Genomic DNA, 17,138 nt, shown 5'->3' on the forward strand with positions numbered 1-17,138 from the left:
CCCACAGACCCACCCCCACCCCCTCGTACGGACCACCGGAACCCGCCTCCGGAGCGGCTATCCGATCCCAGCGCTTCCCGGCATTCCCGGAGCGGTTCCCGCGCCGGGTGTCGCGCCACGGCAGTTGGGCAAGGACGCTGTCCACGGCCGTTCCGGAGCCGGGCACGGCGCTGGTGGCGGTGGCCCGTTGCGGTGTCGAGGACGATCTGCCTCTTGCGGCGCTGGGTCCGCAAGGTTCACCCCCGTGGGGTGACCGGACGGCGCTAGCCTGGCCGGGTGAATGCGCGTACCGCCCTCGCGAAATGGCTGGGCACCCTGGATCCTGAGCGGCTGACCGCATTGCTGGAGGAGCGGGATCTGCCGCTCGCCGCCGAGTACCGACGGATCACCACCCTCCGCGAGCTCGCCGAACACCTGCTCACCGACGAGTCGGTGGGCCAGGGACTGATGGCGGGCACCGCCGGAGAACTGGAATTGCTCGCTTCCGTCGCGGCCCTCGCCCTGGAGCGACACGGTCCCGTAGCCGGCGGCGAGGCCGAGGACGGGCCCCGGTATCCCTGGCAACAGCGGATGCCTGTCGCCGCCGTGGAGCCCGCGGACCGACTGGTGCCCGAGCGGGACGTACTGGCCTGGTTCGAGCCGGGGGAGGAGCGGCGGCGGGCGGAGCACACGCTCGCCGGACTGCGGGAGCGCGCGCTGTTGCTCCCCGCGCCCAAGGGGAAACTGGCGCTGCCACCGCTGTTGCACGTCCGGGCCGCCGGCTTCGACGGCTACGGGCGCACCGCGACCCGGCTGCTGACCCACGCCTACAACGCCCCGGAGGTCAAGCGGATCGCCGCGAACCTGTTCGGCGAGGGCGCGGCCCGCACCCGCGACCAGGCCCAGGAGCTGATCATCGCTCTGCTCGCCGATCCCGCACGGGTGCGGGCACTGGTGGCGGACGCCCCGGTCCGGGCGCTGGAGCTGCTGGACCACCTGGTACCCGGCCCGCCGGTGCTGCGAACCCACTGCTTCGTCGGCCGGAATGGGGCACAGTACGCGAGCCCGGACGCCAAGTACGTCTTCCGGGAGGGCGGCAGCGGCGACGATGGCACCGACTGGCTGGCCGTACGCGGACTGCTGGTCCCCGTCGGTGTCGACCTGGTCGAGCTTCCCTACGAGGTCGCCCGTGCGCTGCGCGACGGGGGCGCGGCACCCAGCCCCCGGCTGGAACCGGAGCCGTTCACCGCCGCCGCGCCGTTGCCGTCCGGCTGGGAGGGCGAGGGTGGCACGGCCGCCGCGGCGGCCGCCTGGCGGGCCGAACTGGTACTGCGGGCGCTGGCCGCCGAGCCGGTCGCGATGCGCAAGGCGGGCGGCATCGCCGTACGGGACACCCGGCGGCTGGCCAAGGCGGCCGGGGCCGATGAGGCCGACACCCGGCTGTGGCTGGACCTCGCGGTGAACGCCGGCCTGGCCGCGCCGCAGAACGACGAACCGGCACCCGCTCCCCGGGGCCGTAGGAACTCCAAGGGCCCCAAGCCCTCCGCCCGGCTGCTGCCGAGCGACCGCTACGACGCTTGGGCCGCCGCCCCCGCAGCGGGCAAGCTGCTGCCGCTGCTGGCCGCCTGGGTCGTGGTCCCCGCAGTGCTCAGCCACTGGCCGGACCCCGACGAGACCCCGGTCGCGCTCGTCAGCCCGCAGGACGAGGACGCCGTGATCCTGCGCACCGGGGTCCTGCGAGCGCTCGCCGTCCTCCCCGACGGACACGGGCTGACCGCGAACGCGCGCGGATACACCGAACTGCTCGCCCTGGCCGCATGGTTCCAGCCGTCCCTGCGCGTCCACCTGGCCGCAGACGGCGCCGGGGAGCTGACCGGCCTGGACGGAGTCCTCGACCGCATGGCGGCCACCCTGGCAGAGGCGGCCCTGCTCGGCGTGGTCGCTCACGGCGCGCTCACCCCCGCCGGGCGGGCCCTGTGCCGACTGCTGGAGGCGGGAGCCGCCCACCACTACCCGGCAGTGCCCGGCGCGGGCGCCGACCCGTCCGCCCGGGGCTCCGAGGGCCTGGACGAAGACCTGTCCCTGCGCCCCACCCTGGCGAAGGCGGTGACCACCCTCCGCGAGGAGCTGTACGCGGCGCTGCCCGAGCCCAGCGACACGGCCCGGTTCCAGAGCGACCTGACCGCCACCGTCACCGGTGCGCCCGCGCCCGCCCTCGCCGAACTGCTCTCCGGCGTCGGCGACATCGAGTCCGAGGGGCACGCGGTGGTCTGGCGGATCACCGCCGCCTCCGTGCGCCGGGCCCTGGACGCCGGCTGGAGCGCCGACGAACTACTCGACCGCCTCACGGCGGCAAGCGAACAGGGCGCCCCCCTGCCCCAACCGCTGGCCTACACGATCAAGGACACCGCCCGCACCCACGGACAGCTCAAGGTCGTCCGTTCCGCCTGCTGCATCCGCTCGGACGACACGGCCCTGATCGCCGAGGTGGCCCAGGCCCGCGGCCTGGCCAGACTCCGCCTGCGCCGGATCGCCCCCACGGTCCTGATCTCCACGGCCCCGCCGGAGGAGACCCTCACCGCCCTGCGCACGGCCGGCTACGCCCCCACCCAGGAAGCCGAGACCGGCACCACCCTCCTCGACCGCGCCCCCACCGACCGCGCCCCGAGCCTCATGCCGACCCTGGACCACGCTCACGCCCCCTACGGTGCACCGGCCCGCGGCGTCCCCGCGAGCGCCCGCGTGCTGGCCGCCACACTCACCGCGGGCGGCTGAAGTCGTGGGGCCGGCCGAGGCGGATACGACAGATACGACTCTGCCGGGTTCCGGATGGGGGACCGCTCTACCGCACCGGACGCGGCCGAATGTGGGCAAGCAGTGGACCGACTCGGGGGAGAGCCATGACGAGCGCGGACTGAAGAACCGGCCCACGGAAGAGGTGAGGCGGGCGCCGATCCCGCCCCGGCTTGTGACCATCCTCCGCGAGCACCTCGACACCTTCGGGACCGCTCAGGACGGGCGGCTCTCCTTCACCGGGGGCGGGGGAGCGGTCTCCTCCTCCACGTACTACCGGGCCTGGCGGGAAGCCAGGGTGATCGCGCTGCCGCCGGCTGTGGCTGCCTCGCCGCTCGCACAGCGGCCCTGTGGCCTCCGGCACTCGGCGCCCTCCACATGACTCAATGCCGGGGTCGACTCGACCGAGGTTGCCGAGCGCGCCGGCAACAGCGTGGAAGTGCTGCTCAGTCGGTTCGCGAAGTGCCTCGACGACCGCCAGGAGGTGGCCAACCGTCGGATCGAAGATCTGCCGCGCGAGTACGAGTGATCGCGAGTGAGTGGCGAAGCGCTGCGAGGCCCCTGGACCTGTCTCGGGGCCTTCAGCGGTTCCCGGGTTGACCTGGGGCGATCGGTCGAGATCCTGTCCACGAATAGTCCACAGGGTCTGACATGCGGTTGCACAGGACGGCAGTTGGCTGCGCATACGCGAAGACCCCGTCTCAGCGAACTCGCTGATGGCGGGGTCTTTGGGCACTTCCTGCGAAGTGCCCCCGGCAGGATTCGAACCTGCGCACACGGCTCCGGAGGCCGTTGCTCTATCCCCTGAGCTACGGGGGCGTGTCGCTTGTGTTGCTGCGACGGGTTGAACACTACCAGCTCTCACCGGGTGATCAGGAACTCGTTTACCGGGGAGTGGGGAGTGCGTCGCCCGCAGGGGGTGGAAGTGGCAAAAACCCGGACGCGGGGGCTGTGGCGGACCTACTCTCGAGTTGTGTCAGGCGCCTCGGGTCGGGTGCTTGTTGTCGACGACAACAAGGTCATCCGGCAGTTGATCAAGGTCAATCTCGAGCTGGAGGGCTTCGAGGTCGTGACCGCGAACGATGGTGCCGAGTGCCTGGACGTCGTACATGAGGTGTGTCCGGACGTGATCACCCTTGATGTGGTCATGCCTCGGTTGGACGGCTTCGGGGCGGCCGCGCAGTTGCGGGCCGATCCGCGGACGCGGCATCTGCCCGTCGCCATCGTCAGCGCGTGCACCCAGTACGAGGTCGAGGTCGGGATCGCCGCCGGGGTGGACGCGTTCCTCGCCAAGCCCTTCGAGCCCGCCGAGCTGGTGCGCGTCGTGCGCAGGCTGGCCGAGCGCCGGGACCGGCGCGAGCGGAAAGAGACACCGGCGGGCAGAGGACGAGGGTAAGGCCGACGGGGTGGATGGACCCCGTGGCTGACGGCTCGCGCGGGTCCTGTCCTCTTCTATGTGTCCAGGTGTGTGTTCACGTGTGTGTTCACATGCCGAAACCCTTCGCGTGACCCGGGGGCTTCTCCCCTAGGCTGGGTGACGTGACCCCCGCTGACCTCTCTCGTACCGTCGTGCGCGCCGTGCGCTGCGCCGTCGAGGACGGGGAGCTTCCGGCGGACGCGGTCGTTCCCGACCGGGTCGTGGTCGAGCGGACCCGCCCCGGTGGGGTGGGGGAGTACGCCACGCCCGTCGCGTTCCAGGTGGCGAGGTCGGCCCGCCGCGCACCCGGTGAGGTGGCGGCGGTGCTCGCGCGCCGACTGGAGGTGGCGGACGGGATCGAGCGCGTCGAGATCAGCGGGGCGGGGTTCCTGAACTTCGTGCTGCGGAAGCGTTCCGTCGCCGATCTCCTGCGGGAGATCCACGCCCAGGGAATCCGGTACGGATGCGCCCCGGATCCCGACCCGGATCCCGACCCGGACCATGCCCCGGACCGTGAGCGTGAGCGTGACCGTGATCTCGCCCCCGTCCCCGCTCCCCGCGCCGAAGTCCGCGCGCGCGTCGTCCGCGACGCGCTGCTGAGGATCGCGGCCACGCAGGGCTCGACGCCGAATGCCACCGAACCGGTGCCGAGCACCGTCCCCACCCCGGACACCGCTCCGAACATCGCCCCCGTCCCCGCCAGGGAAGGGGACGTCGGCGCGCGCTTCGGCGTCGACGCCGCCGCCTGGGCCATGCTTGCCGTCGCGCCCCACGAGAGCCCGGTGTTCGCCGAGCGGCTGCTCGCGCAGGACGAGTCCAACGAGTTCTTCCGCGTCCGGTACGCCCATTCCCGCGCCCGCGCGCTGACCCGCAACGCCGCCCAGCTCGGGTTCGAGAGCCTGCCCGAAGAGTTCCAGAGCCTGCCCGGCGAGGTGGTGGGTGAGAACGCCCTCCTGCGCGTCCTCGCCGAGCACCCCCTCGCCCTGGAGGCCGCCGCGTACCACCGTGCGCCCGAGCGGCTCGTACGGCAGCTCGTCGAGCTGGCCGACGCCCTGCTCGACTTCCAGTACCGGGTACTGCCCCAGGGCGACGAGAAACCCTCGGCCGCCCACCGCTCCCGGCTGGCTGTCGCCGAAGCCGCCGGGACGGTGCTGGCCGGTGGCCTGACCCTGCTCGGCATGGACGCCCCTGAACGCCTGTGACCCGCAAAGAGAGATTTCGATGAGCCGTTCCGCGCACCCCGCCGGCCCCCGCCACGCCGACGTCCTGCCCGAGGGCCACTACGCCCCGCCGCCCGCCGACCTGAACGCGCTCGACGAGAAGGTCTGGGCCCGGACCGTCACGCGCGGCGACGACGGCGTGGTCAGCGTCGGCGGAGTCGAAGTCACCCGCCTCGCCGAGGAGTTCGGGACGCCCGCCTTCTTCCTCGACGAGTCGGACTTCCGTGAACGCTGCCGCGCCTGGGCGCACGCCTTCGGGCCGGACGCGGACGTGTTCTACGCCGGCAAGGCGTTCCTCTCCAAGGCCGTCGTGAAGTGGCTCAAGGAGGAGGGACTCAACCTCGACGTCTGCTCCGGTGGCGAGCTGGCCACGGCGCTCGCCGCCGAGATGCCCGCCGGACGCATCGCCTTCCACGGCAACAACAAGTCCGTCGCCGAGATCACCCGCGCCATCGAGGCCGGCGTCGGTCGCATCGTCCTCGACTCGTACCAGGAGATCGCCCGCGTCGCGCACATCGCGCGCGAGCTCGGCGTACGGCAGCCGGTGCAGATCCGCGTGACCGTCGGCGTCGAGGCACACACCCACGAGTTCATCGCCACCGCCCACGAGGACCAGAAGTTCGGCATCGCCGTCGCGGACGGCTCCGCCGCAGAGGCCGTGCGCCGCGCACTCGGGCACGACAGCCTGGAGCTGCTCGGCGTCCACTCCCACATCGGCTCGCAGATCTTCGACATGGCGGGCTTCGAGGTGTCGGCCAAGCGCGTGGTCCGGCTGCTGGCCGACGTCCGCGACGAGCACGGCGTCGAACTCCCGGAGATCGACCTCGGCGGTGGCCTCGGCATCGCCTACACCTCCGCGGACGACCCGCGCGAACCCCACGAGATCGCCAAGGCCCTGCACGAGATCGTCGCCCGCGAGTGCGAATCGGCCGGGCTGCGCGCCCCGCGGATCTCCGTGGAACCCGGACGGGCGATCGTCGGCCCGACGGCCTTCACGCTGTACGAGGTCGGGACGATCAAGCCGCTGGAGGGGCTGCGGACGTACGTGTCCGTCGACGGCGGCATGTCCGACAACATCCGTACCGCCCTCTACGACGCCGAGTACACGGTCAACCTGGTCTCGCGCGTCTCCGACGCCGAACCGATGCTCGTCCGCGTCGTCGGCAAGCACTGCGAGAGCGGCGACATCGTGGTCAAGGACGCGTTCCTGCCGGCCGACCTGGCCCCGGGCGACCTGCTGGCCGTACCGGCCACCGGCGCGTACTGCCGCTCCATGGCCAGCAACTACAACCACTCGCTCCGCCCGCCCGTCGTCGCCGTGCGCGACGGACAGGCGCGAGTGATCGTCCGTCGGGAGACGGAGGAGGATCTCCTGAGTCTCGACCTCGGATGATGAAATAGACGTCTCACTCAATGGACCGAGGATGGAAACTGCTGTCCATTGAGTGAGACTGGTTCACACCTGGTGTGCAAACCGCGCTCCGGGTAGCGATGGAAGATCGAAAGGCGTAGGTCGAATGATGCGTACGCGTCCGCTGAAGGTGGCGCTGCTGGGCTGTGGAGTGGTCGGCTCAGAGGTGGCGCGCATCATGACGACGCACGCCGAAGACCTCACGGCCAGGATCGGCGCGCCCGTCGAGCTCGCCGGCGTGGCCGTGCGCCGCCCCTCCAAGGTGCGCGAGGGCATCGACCCGGCGCTCATCACCACCGACGCGACCGCCCTCCTCAAACGCGGTGACATCGACGTCGCCATCGAGGTCATCGGCGGCATCGAGCCGGCCCGCGCCCTGATCCACACCGCCTTCGAGCATGGCATCTCCGTGGTCTCGGCGAACAAGGCGCTGCTCGCCCAGGACGGCGCCGCGCTGCACGCCGCGGCCGTCGCCGCCGGGCTGGACCTGTACTACGAGGCGGCCGTCGCCGGCGCCATCCCGCTGGTCCGCCCGATGCGCGAGTCCCTCGCGGGCGACAAGATCAACCGGGTCATGGGCATCGTCAACGGCACGACGAACTTCATCCTCGACAAGATGGACTCGACGGGCGCCGGCTACCAGGAGGCCCTCGACGAGGCCACCGCGCTCGGCTACGCCGAGGCCGACCCGACCGCCGACGTCGAGGGCTACGACGCCGCCGCCAAGGCCGCGATCCTCGCCGGCATCGCCTTCCACACCCGGGTCCGCCTCGACGACGTGTACCGCGAGGGCATGACCGAGGTCAGCGCGGCCGACTTCGCCTCCGCCAAGCGGATGGGCTGCACCATCAAGCTCCTCGCGATCCTGGAGCGCGCCGCCGACGGCCAGTCCGTCACCGCCCGCGTGCATCCCGCGATGATCCCGCTCAGCCACCCGCTGGCGTCCGTCCGCGAGGCGTACAACGCCGTCTTCGTCGAGGCGGAGGCCGCCGGTCGGCTCATGTTCTACGGGCCCGGCGCGGGCGGTGCCCCCACCGCGTCCGCGGTCCTCGGCGACCTCGTCGCCGTCTGCCGCAACAAGCTCGCCGAGGCAACGGGGCCCGGCGAGTCTGCGTACACCCAGCTGCCGGTCAGCACCATGGGCGACGTCGTCACGCGCTACCACATCAGCCTCGATGTGGCGGACAAGCCGGGCGTCCTCGCCCAGGTGGCGACGACGTTCGCGGAGCACGGTGTCTCCATCGACACCGTTCGGCAACAGGGCAAGGACGGCGAGGCCTCCCTCGTCGTCGTCACTCACCGCGCGCACGACGCCGCCCTCACCGGGACCGTCGAGGCGCTGCGGAAGCTGGACACCGTGCGCGGTGTCGCCAGCATCATGCGTGTTGAAGGGGAGTAAGGACCCATGAGCAGCAATCGCACCCACCAGTGGCGCGGCATCATCGAGGAGTACCGGGACCGCCTGCCGGTCACGGCCACGACTCCGGTGGTCACGCTCCGTGAGGGCGGTACTCCCCTCGTCCCGGCCCAGTTGCTCTCCGAGCGCACGGGCTGTGAGGTCCACCTGAAGGTCGAGGGTGCCAACCCCACCGGGTCCTTCAAGGACCGCGGCATGACGATGGCGATCACCCGGGCCAAGGAGGAGGGCGCCAAGGCCGTCATCTGCGCCTCCACCGGCAACACCTCGGCCTCGGCCGCGGCCTACGCGGTCCGCGCCGGCATGGTCTGCGCCGTCCTCGTGCCGCGCGGCAAGATCGCGCTCGGCAAGATGGGCCAGGCCCTCGTACACGGCGCCAAGATCCTTCAGGTCGACGGCAACTTCGACGACTGCCTGGACCTGGCCCGCGCGCTGTCCGACAACTACCCGGTGGCGCTGGTCAATTCCGTCAATCCGGTGCGCATCGAGGGTCAGAAGACGGCCGCGTTCGAGATCGTCGACGCGCTCGGCGACGCCCCCGACATCCACGTGCTGCCCGTCGGCAATGCCGGCAACATCACCGCGTACTGGAAGGGCTTCAAGGAGTACAAGGCCGACGGCCTGTCCTCCCGTACGCCCCGCGTGTGGGGCTTCCAGGCCTCCGGTTCCGCGCCCATCGTGCGCGGCGAGGTCGTCAAGGAGCCGCACACCATCGCCACCGCGATCCGGATCGGCAACCCGGCCTCCTGGGACTACGCCCTTCAGGCCCGGGACGAGTCGGGCGGTTTCATCGACGAGGTGACGGACCGCCAAATCCTCGCGGCCTACCGCCTGTTGGCCGCCCAGGAGGGTGTCTTCGTCGAGCCCGCCTCGGCCGCCTCGGTGGCCGGCCTGCTCAAGGCCGTCGATCTCGGCCTGGTCGACCCCGGCCAGAAGATCGTCTGCACGGTCACCGGCAACGGTCTGAAGGACCCCGACTGGGCCGTCGCCGGCGCCCCGCAGCCCATCACCATTCCGGTGGACGCCGAGGCCGCGGCCGCCCGCCTCGGTCTGATCTGACCCCGGGGTCCGACCCCGGTCGGATCCCTCGCCGAGTCGCCGGATTCCGGAAGTCCCCGGAATCCGGCAACTCGGTCCGTACGGCACAAAAGACAACGGAATTCAGCGGAAGAACACGACACGCATCGTGCGCCTCCTGTGCGCCCTATGTCGCGAGAGAACCTTCCTTCGATACGCTGTACTCACATCCGCCACCGCGCATATGACTCGGTGCTGCCCCAAGGGCCTTCGGGTGTCGTACGTTCTCCAGTACATTCGCAGCGAAGATCCCGCCCAGCACCAGATCTCGCACAGTCACAAGGAGTGTCATCGACCGATGGCAGGTCCAGCGTTCCGCGCCGCCGCCGTACGAGTGCGCGTCCCCGCCAGCAGCGCCAACCTCGGCCCGGGCTTCGACGCCCTCGGTCTGGCCCTGGGGCTCTACGACGACGTGGTCGTCCGGGTCGCCGACTCCGGCCTGAACATCGACATCGCGGGTGAGGGCGCCGACACCCTCCCGCGCGACGAGAGCCACCTCCTCGTGCGTTCCATGCGCACCGCCTTCGACCTGCTGGGCGGACAGCCGCGCGGCCTGGAGGTCGTCTGTGCCAACCGGATCCCGCACGGTCGGGGCCTGGGCTCCTCCTCCGCCGCGATCTGCGCCGGCATCGTCGCCGCCCGCGCGGTGACCATAGGCGGGGAGGCGAAGCTCGACGACGCCGCGCTGCTGGAACTCGCCACCGAGATCGAGGGTCACCCCGACAACGTCGCCGCCTGTCTCCTCGGCGGCTTCACCCTTGCCTGGATGGACGGCGGCAGCGCCAAGGCCATCCGTATGGAGCCCGCGGATTCCATCGTTCCGGTGGTCTTCGTGCCGTCCAAGCCGGTCCTGACCGAGACCGCGCGCGGCCTGCTGCCGCGCACCGTCCCGCACGTGGACGCGGCCGTCAACGCGGGTCGTGCGGGCCTGCTCGTGGAAGCCCTGACCAGGCGTCCCGAGCTGCTGCTGCCCGCCACCGAGGACCGGTTGCACCAGGAATACCGGTCCCCGGCGATGCCCGAGAGCGTGGCACTCGTGGGCCGACTGCGGGCGGACGGAATTCCCGCGGTCATCTCCGGCGCGGGCCCCACGGTCCTCGCGCTGGTCGACAACGGTGCGGCCGACAAGGTCGCGCGGCTCGCGGGCGAGGGGTGGGCCGCGAACCGGCTCGCCCTCGACGCCGCGGGCGCGAGCGTACTTCCGCTGGGCACGCAGGGCGGCTGAGCCTTTCCCGAATGGCCGCGGCCGAAAAGGCGCGGCCGAAAAGGGGAAGGCCGGCCAGTGACCAGGGCGGGCGGCCGGGCAGGCCGCTCGCGCGGAAGGGCGTTACAGCCGGTGATTGAGAGGGGGAATGTCTGTTGGATCCGGTAGTGTTAGTCTCAAGTGCGCATCCGAAGCCGCCATGGCTCGGTGCTCAGTGTCCCCATTCGGGACCACCTTTCTTCCGGGAGCCTCCCCGACTGCTTTGATCGCCACCAGCAGTTTCGAGCACGCTCCGGAATCGGCGTGACATTCCCACGCTTTCAGCTCGGGGGCTTCTCGCCGGAACCACCCACGCACGTTTCTCTCCGCCGTATCCCTATCGGCGGACCACCGCCCCGGCCGCGGTCCATGACCCATCAAGTCGTGGTCCGTTGTCGGACAGCACAACCGGTCGCCGAGCCAGACAGGCCGACGTCCGCTCCAGGGAAGGACCCTTCGTGAGCGACACCACCGATCTGATGGGCGCTGCCGACACCAACGTCGACACCAGTGCCCCCGCCGCGGGCGCCGCGCCCAAGCGTCGCCGCTCCGGCACCGGCCTCGACGGCATGGTCCTGGCCGAGCTTCAGCAGGTCGCGTCCGGCCTCGGCATCAGGGGCACCGCGCGCATGCGCAAGAGCCAGCTGATCGAGGTCATCAAGGAGGCGCAGGCGGGCGGCAGCGCCCCCAAGGCCGCCGCCGCGGACACCGCCGAGGCCAAGCCGAAGCGCCGCGCCACCAGCAAGGCCCGCACGGGCGACGTCGCCGCCGAGGCGCCCGTCGAGAAGGCCGCGCAGCAGTCCCAGATCGACATCCCGGGCCAGCCGGCGGGGGGCCCCTCCCGCGCGAGCGAAGCCGAGCGGGAGGAAGCCCCGGCCGGCGAGCGTCGCCGCCGTCGCGCCACCGCCCCCTCCGGAAGCCCGGAGTCCGCGGCGCCCGTCGCCGTGCAGGTCGAGCAGAAGACCGAGACCGCCCCCGCCGCGCAGACCGACGTCAAGGCCGAGGCCGCGACCGCCGTCTCCGGTGGACAGGGTCAGGCCCAGGAGGCCGGCGAGGGTCGCGGACGCCGCGACCGTCGCGACCGCGGTGACCGTGCCGAGCGCGGCGACGGCCGGCGCGAGCGCCGTGACCGCGGCGCCAAGGCCGACGACCAGGGCCAGGCCGGTCAGGGCCAGGCCGGCCAGACCCAGACGGGCCAGACCCAGACGGGTCAGGGCCAGGCGGGTCAGGGCGCTCAGGGCGGAGGCCGGCAGGACCGCGGTGACCGTCAGCAGCAGGGCGGCCGCGGCCAGGGGCAGAACCAGGGCCAGCAGGGTCGTCAGGACCGTCAGGACAACGGCCCCCAGGACGACTTCGACGGTGAGGACGGCCGTCGCGGCCGTCGTGGCCGCTACCGCGACCGTCGTGGCCGTCGCGGCCGTGACGAGTTCGCGCCGAGCGAGCCGCAGGTCGCCGACGACGACGTGCTGATCCCCGTCGCGGGCATCCTCGACATCCTCGACAACTACGCGTTCATCCGGACCTCGGGCTACCTGCCCGGCCCGAACGACGTGTACGTCTCCCTCGCCCAGGTCCGCAAGGCCGGTCTGCGCAAGGGCGACCACACCACCGGTGCGGTCCGCCAGCCCAAGGACGGCGAGCGCCGCGAGAAGTTCAACGCCCTCGTGCGCCTGGACTCCGTCAACGGCATGGCGCCCGAATCCGGCCGCGGCCGGCCGGAGTTCCAGAAGCTGACGCCCCTGTACCCGCAGGACCGGCTCCGTCTGGAGACCGACCCGGGCGTGCTGACGACCCGCATCATCGACCTCGTCGCGCCGATCGGCAAGGGCCAGCGCGGTCTGATCGTGGCCCCGCCGAAGACCGGCAAGACCATGATCATGCAGGCCATCGCCAACGCGATCACGGTCAACAACCCCGAGTGCCACCTGATGGTCGTCCTGGTCGACGAGCGTCCGGAAGAGGTCACCGACATGCAGCGGTCGGTCAAGGGCGAGGTCATCTCCTCGACCTTCGACCGTCCGGCCGAAGACCACACCACCGTCGCCGAGCTGGCCATCGAGCGCGCCAAGCGTCTCGTCGAGCTGGGTCACGACGTGGTCGTCCTGCTGGACTCCATCACCCGTCTGGGCCGCGCGTACAACCTCGCCGCCCCCGCCTCCGGCCGCATCCTGTCCGGTGGTGTCGACTCGACCGCGCTGTACCCGCCGAAGCGCTTCTTCGGTGCCGCGCGCAACATCGAGGACGGCGGCTCGCTGACCATCCTGGCCACCGCGCTGGTCGACACCGGCTCGCGCATGGACGAGGTGATCTTCGAGGAGTTCAAGGGCACCGGCAACATGGAGCTCAAGCTCGACCGCAAGCTCGCCGACAAGCGCATCTTCCCGGCCGTCGACGTCGACCCGTCGGGCACCCGCAAGGAGGAGATCCTCCTCAACGCGGAGGAGCTCGCCATCGTTTGGAAGCTGCGCCGGGTACTGCACGCACTCGACTCGCAGCAGGCGATCGAGCTGCTGCTCGACAAGATGAAGCAGACGAAGTCGAACGCCGAGTTCCTGATGCAGATCGCCAAGACGACGCCCGCGGGCAAGAACGACGACTGACCGTCGCCGTAGCCGCACGTCCGACCGAAACCGCCCCCGCCGCACTCCGCGGAAGGGGCGGTTTCGTCGTGTACGGGCACTGACGGCGTACGCCGGTTCGTACACGCGGCGTACACACTGTCGGCACTCGGTGCGACGTTCGACACACTCCCGCCCCTTCGGCACCCCCCTGCGCGCCGCCCCCTTCCGTCGGGAAACCCCAGGCGAGCGCGCCGCGGCGCGGCGCGGATCCCCGGGCCGGCGGCCCGTGAGGCGGCCCGATCACGCCCGCGGGCGTGGAACCCTGAAGGACGTTAGTCCGTCTGTGTCAGGGGGCAGCAGGGGGAGATCGGCCGACCGGGCCGGGCGCCGTACGCAGGACTGAGGAGACCATGACCGAGGACAGCACGGGCCGCCGCGCCGCAGGCGGAGGGCGCCGACGCAAGCCGCCGCCGCGGCGCCGCAAGGCCCTCACCGTCGTCGCCTGGACGGCCGCCGGCGTGGTCGTGTTGGGCGGCGGGGGACTGGGTTACTTCTACTTCAAGTTCAACGGGAACCTGAAGAGCGTCGACATCGACCAGGCCCTCGGCACCGACCGCCCGCAGAACGTCGACAACGGCTCCATGGACATCCTGGTCCTCGGCTCGGACTCCCGCGGCGGAGCCAACGGCGAGTACGGCCGCGACGACGGCGGCTCGGCCCGCTCCGACACCGCGATGATCATCCACCTGTACGAGGGCCACAAGAAGGCGAGCGTGGTGTCGATACCGCGCGACACCATCGTGAAGCGCCCCTCCTGCGAGACCTCGGACGGCAAGACCGACAAGGGCGGCAACCGCTCGCAGTTCAACGAGGCCTTCACGGTCGGCGGGGCCGTCTGCGCGGTCAAGACCGTCGAGAAGATGTCGGGGATCCGCATGGACCACTACATCGAGGTCGACTTCACGGGCTTCAAGAAGATCATCGACAACCTCGGCGGCGTCGAGGTCACCACCACCAAGCCGATCAAGGACGGCGCCAGCCACCTGAACCTGCCGGCCGGCGTGAACAAGCTCAACGGCGAACAGGCCCTCGGCCTCGTCCGGACCCGCAAGAGCGTCGGCGACGGCAGCGACCTGGGACGAATACAACTCCAGCAGGCCTTCATCAAGGCGCTGATCAAGCAGGTCAAGAACGTCGGCGTCTTCGACAACCCCAAACGGCTGCTCGACCTCGCGGACTCCGCCACCAAGGCGATCACCACCGACCGGGCGCTCGGCGACGTGAAGTCCCTGATGGGCTTCGCACAGGGACTCCAGGGCATCGACGGCGCGGACATGCAGATGATCACCCTCCCGGTGGCCGGCGACCCCGTCGACCCCAACCGGGTCGTCCCCCTCGCCAAGGAGTCGAAGATGGTCTGGGACTCCCTGCTCGCCGACCAGCCGATTCCGGCCGAGGCCACGGCGGACTCGGCGGGGGACAAGGGCACGGCCGGGTCGATCGTGCAGAGCCCCTGACGCGAGTCACCGCAGGTCAGGACGGTTCCTCCGGGGGCCGGAATAGATGCCCGCCGCTCCCTGTTGAGGAGGGCGTCCTCAGAATTTTGACAGGCGGCCCGGTCCTGGCAGACTGGTCTGTCGGCCCCGGTTCACGCAGCGCGCAATTCGGCTCCTGCGACCCGGCGCCCTCCCGAATCTAGGAGACACCTTGAAGCGCGATGTTCACCCCCAGTACGTCGAGACCCAGGTCAGCTGCACCTGTGGCGCGTCGTTCACCACCCGTAGCACCCTGACCGAGGGCACCATCCGTGCCGAGGTCTGCTCCGAGTGCCACCCGTTCTACACGGGCAAGCAGAAGATCCTCGACACCGGTGGCCGTGTGGCCCGCTTCGAGGCCCGCTTCGGCAAGGCTGCCGGCTCGAAGTAGCGAGCCTCCGGCGCCGGATCCCGGCTGCGCACCGTTTCACACGGGGGCAGCCGGGCCGGCGCCTTTCTCGTCCCGCAGCCCTTTCTCACTTATCTCCAGGAGCCCCCGATGTTCGAGGCGGTCGAGGAACTGATCGGCGAGCACGCCGATCTGGAAAAGAAGCTCGCCGACCCTTCGGTCCACTCCGATCAGGCCAACGCCCGCAAGCTGAACAAGCGCTACGCGGAGCTCACGCCGATCGTCGCCACCTTCCGCGCGTGGAAGCAGGCGGCCGAGGACATCGAGACGGCCAAGGAGTTCGCGGCGACCGACCCCGACTTCGCCGCCGAGGCCAAGGAACTGACCGCACAGCGCGAAGAGCTCACCGAGAAGCTCCGCCTGCTGCTCGTTCCTCGCGACCCCAGCGACGACAAGGACGTGCTCCTCGAGGTCAAGGCCGGCGCGGGCGGTGACGAGTCCGCCCTCTTCGCGGGCGACCTGCTGCGCATGTACCTGCGCTACGCCGAGCGCGTGGGCTGGAAGACCGAGATCATCGACGCCACCGAGTCCGAACTCGGCGGCTACAAGGACGTACAGGTCTCCGTCCGCACCAAGGGCGGCAACGGCGCGACCGAGCCCGGCCAGGGTGTCTGGGCCCGCCTGAAGTACGAGGGCGGCGTGCACCGCGTCCAGCGCGTGCCGGCCACCGAGTCCCAGGGCCGCATCCACACCTCCGCCGCCGGCGTGCTCGTCACCCCGGAAGCCGAGGAGGTCGAGGTCGAGGTCAACATGAACGACCTCCGCATCGACGTGTACCGCTCCTCGGGTCCCGGCGGCCAGTCCGTCAACACCACCGACTCGGCCGTGCGCATCACGCACCTCCCGACCGGTGTCGTCGCGTCCTGCCAGAACGAGAAGAGCCAGCTCCAGAACAAGGAGCAGGCCATGCGCATCCTGCGCTCGCGGCTGCTCGCCGCGGCCCAGGAAGCCGCCGAGCAGGAGGCCTCCGACGTGCGCCGCAGCCAGGTGCGCAGCGTGGACCGGTCCGAGAAGATCCGCACGTACAACTACCCGGAAAACCGGATCTCGGACCACCGGACCGGCTTCAAGGCGTACAACTTGGACCAGGTGCTCGACGGCGACCTCGACCCGGTCATCCAGGCCTGCGTCGACACCGACTCCGCGGCCAAGCTCGCGGCCGCCCACTGATCCAGACCCGCACCACCCCCCCGTACGACAGCAGCCCGGAGGACCAGCGTGAACTTGCTGCTTGCCGAGGTGGCCCAGGCCACCCAGCGGCTGGCCGCCGCCGGCGTGCCCTCACCGCGCTTCGACGCCGAGGAACTCGCGGCCTTCGTGCACGGCGTCAAACGGGGGGAACTGCACCACGTCAAGGACACCGACTTCGACGCCCGGTACTGGGAGACCATCGCCCGGCGCGAGGCCCGCGAGCCGCTCCAGCACATCACCGGCCGAGCCTTCTTCCGGTATCTGGAGCTCCAGGTGGGCCCCGGGGTCTTCGTGCCCCGGCCCGAGACCGAGTCGGTCGTCGACTGGGCCATACAGGCCGTCCGGGCGATGGACGTCGTCGAACCGCTGATCGTGGACCTGTGCGCCGGGTCCGGGGCCATCGCCCTGGCCATGGCCCAGGAGGTGCCGCGCTCGCGCGTGCACGCGGTCGAGCTGTCCGAGGACGCCCTCCAGTGGACCCGCAAGAACGCCGAGGGCTCCCGGGTCACCGTCCACCAGGGCGACGCGCTGAGCGCGCTGCCCGAGCTGGACGGCCAGGTGGACCTGGTGATCTCGAACCCGCCGTACATCCCGCTCACCGAGTGGGAGTACGTCGCCCCCGAGGCCCGCGACCACGACCCCGAGATGGCGCTGTTCTCCGGCGAGGACGGCCTCGACACCATCCGAGGCATCGAGCGCACCGCCCACCGGCTGCTGCGACCCGGCGGGATCGTCGTCATCGAGCACGCCGACACCCAGGGCGGCCAGGTCCCGTGGATCTTCGCCGAGGAGCGTGGCTGGGCCGACGCGGCCGACCACCCCGACCTCAACAACCGCCCGCGCTTCGCGACCGCCCGCAAGGCCCTGCCGTGAGCGCGCCCCTTC

Annotated in this window: 12 protein-coding genes, 1 tRNA gene and 1 pseudogene; 13 read left to right on the forward strand and 1 reads right to left on the reverse strand. The window is 71.1% G+C overall.

Annotated features, from left to right (window positions below; all coding sequences use genetic code 11):
• The first annotated feature begins 1,878 nt into the window (after positions 1-1,878).
• Together ADK55_RS40935 and ADK55_RS39150 are read left to right on the forward strand one after the other, a co-directional pair.
• Entirely contained in the window at positions 1,879-2,754 is an 876-nt protein-coding gene (locus ADK55_RS40935) for a helicase-associated domain-containing protein (RefSeq protein WP_420713619.1), read from the forward strand.
• Positions 2,744-3,301: pseudogene (locus ADK55_RS39150) on the forward strand (site-specific integrase); the annotation flags it as partial. The gene ADK55_RS40935 and the pseudogene ADK55_RS39150, both read left to right, overlap by 11 nt.
• A 218-nt stretch (positions 3,302-3,519) precedes the next feature.
• Here the strand turns inward: ADK55_RS39150 and ADK55_RS10725 are convergent.
• Positions 3,520-3,591: transfer RNA gene (locus ADK55_RS10725), tRNA-Arg, on the reverse strand.
• Positions 3,592-3,673: 82 nt separating this feature from the next.
• Between ADK55_RS10725 and ADK55_RS10730 the strand changes: the two genes are divergently transcribed.
• The 11 genes from ADK55_RS10730 (at position 3,674) to prmC (ending at position 17,126) form a co-directional block, all read left to right on the forward strand.
• On the forward strand, positions 3,674-4,168 hold the full coding sequence (locus tag ADK55_RS10730; RefSeq protein WP_234349995.1) for a response regulator: 495 nt from the start codon (positions 3,674-3,676) through the stop codon (positions 4,166-4,168).
• A 143-nt stretch (positions 4,169-4,311) separates the two neighbouring features.
• Positions 4,312-5,391 (forward strand): ArgS-related anticodon-binding protein NrtL, encoded by a 1,080-nt coding sequence (nrtL, locus tag ADK55_RS10735; protein ID WP_063839500.1) that lies wholly within the window; start codon positions 4,312-4,314, stop codon positions 5,389-5,391.
• Between the two features lie 19 nt (positions 5,392-5,410).
• The gene (gene lysA, locus ADK55_RS10740; RefSeq protein WP_053677406.1) at positions 5,411-6,802 is read left to right on the forward strand and encodes a diaminopimelate decarboxylase; all 1,392 of its coding nucleotides are present in this window, start codon (positions 5,411-5,413) and stop codon (positions 6,800-6,802) included.
• Positions 6,803-6,926: 124 nt separating this feature from the next.
• Positions 6,927-8,219 carry a homoserine dehydrogenase gene (locus tag ADK55_RS10745; RefSeq protein ID WP_053677408.1) on the forward strand — a complete coding sequence of 431 codons (1,293 nt, stop codon included), beginning with the start codon at positions 6,927-6,929 and terminating at the stop codon, positions 8,217-8,219.
• A gap of 6 nt (positions 8,220-8,225) precedes the next feature.
• Positions 8,226-9,296, forward strand: coding sequence for a threonine synthase (gene thrC / locus ADK55_RS10750; RefSeq protein ID WP_053677410.1), 1,071 nt, complete (start codon positions 8,226-8,228; stop codon positions 9,294-9,296).
• 316 nt (positions 9,297-9,612) lie between these two features.
• Positions 9,613-10,539, forward strand: a complete 927-nt coding sequence (gene thrB / locus ADK55_RS10755; RefSeq protein ID WP_053677412.1) for a homoserine kinase — start codon at positions 9,613-9,615, stop codon at positions 10,537-10,539.
• A gap of 476 nt (positions 10,540-11,015) precedes the next feature.
• Positions 11,016-13,157, forward strand: coding sequence for a transcription termination factor Rho (rho, locus tag ADK55_RS10760; RefSeq protein WP_053677415.1), 2,142 nt, complete (start codon positions 11,016-11,018; stop codon positions 13,155-13,157).
• 371 nt (positions 13,158-13,528) lie between these two features.
• Entirely contained in the window at positions 13,529-14,635 is a 1,107-nt protein-coding gene (locus ADK55_RS10765; RefSeq protein ID WP_053677418.1) for an LCP family protein, read from the forward strand.
• A gap of 190 nt (positions 14,636-14,825) precedes the next feature.
• Positions 14,826-15,044, forward strand: coding sequence for a 50S ribosomal protein L31 (gene rpmE, locus ADK55_RS10770; RefSeq protein WP_053677420.1), 219 nt, complete (start codon positions 14,826-14,828; stop codon positions 15,042-15,044).
• A 108-nt stretch (positions 15,045-15,152) separates the two neighbouring features.
• Positions 15,153-16,232, forward strand: coding sequence for a peptide chain release factor 1 (prfA, locus tag ADK55_RS10775; RefSeq protein ID WP_053677422.1), 1,080 nt, complete (start codon positions 15,153-15,155; stop codon positions 16,230-16,232).
• A 48-nt stretch (positions 16,233-16,280) separates the two neighbouring features.
• The gene (prmC, locus tag ADK55_RS10780) at positions 16,281-17,126 is read left to right on the forward strand and encodes a peptide chain release factor N(5)-glutamine methyltransferase (RefSeq protein WP_053677424.1); all 846 of its coding nucleotides are present in this window, start codon (positions 16,281-16,283) and stop codon (positions 17,124-17,126) included.
• Positions 17,127-17,138: the final 12 nt, after the last annotated feature.

Origin of the sequence: Streptomyces sp. WM4235 (genome assembly GCF_001279725.1) — a bacterium.
Lineage (GTDB): Bacteria > Actinomycetota > Actinomycetes > Streptomycetales > Streptomycetaceae > Streptomyces.

Coding starts and splice junctions, on each gene's coding strand:
- ADK55_RS40935 (WP_420713619.1), top strand. CDS start 1,879: ATGGCGGCCACCCTGGCAGAGGCGGCCCTGCTCGGCGTGGTCGCTCAC.
- lysA (WP_053677406.1), top strand. CDS start 5,411: ATGAGCCGTTCCGCGCACCCCGCCGGCCCCCGCCACGCCGACGTCCTG.
- ADK55_RS10745 (WP_053677408.1), top strand. CDS start 6,927: ATGATGCGTACGCGTCCGCTGAAGGTGGCGCTGCTGGGCTGTGGAGTG.
- thrC (WP_053677410.1), top strand. CDS start 8,226: ATGAGCAGCAATCGCACCCACCAGTGGCGCGGCATCATCGAGGAGTAC.
- thrB (WP_053677412.1), top strand. CDS start 9,613: ATGGCAGGTCCAGCGTTCCGCGCCGCCGCCGTACGAGTGCGCGTCCCC.
- ADK55_RS10765 (WP_053677418.1), top strand. CDS start 13,529: ATGACCGAGGACAGCACGGGCCGCCGCGCCGCAGGCGGAGGGCGCCGA.
- prfA (WP_053677422.1), top strand. CDS start 15,153: ATGTTCGAGGCGGTCGAGGAACTGATCGGCGAGCACGCCGATCTGGAA.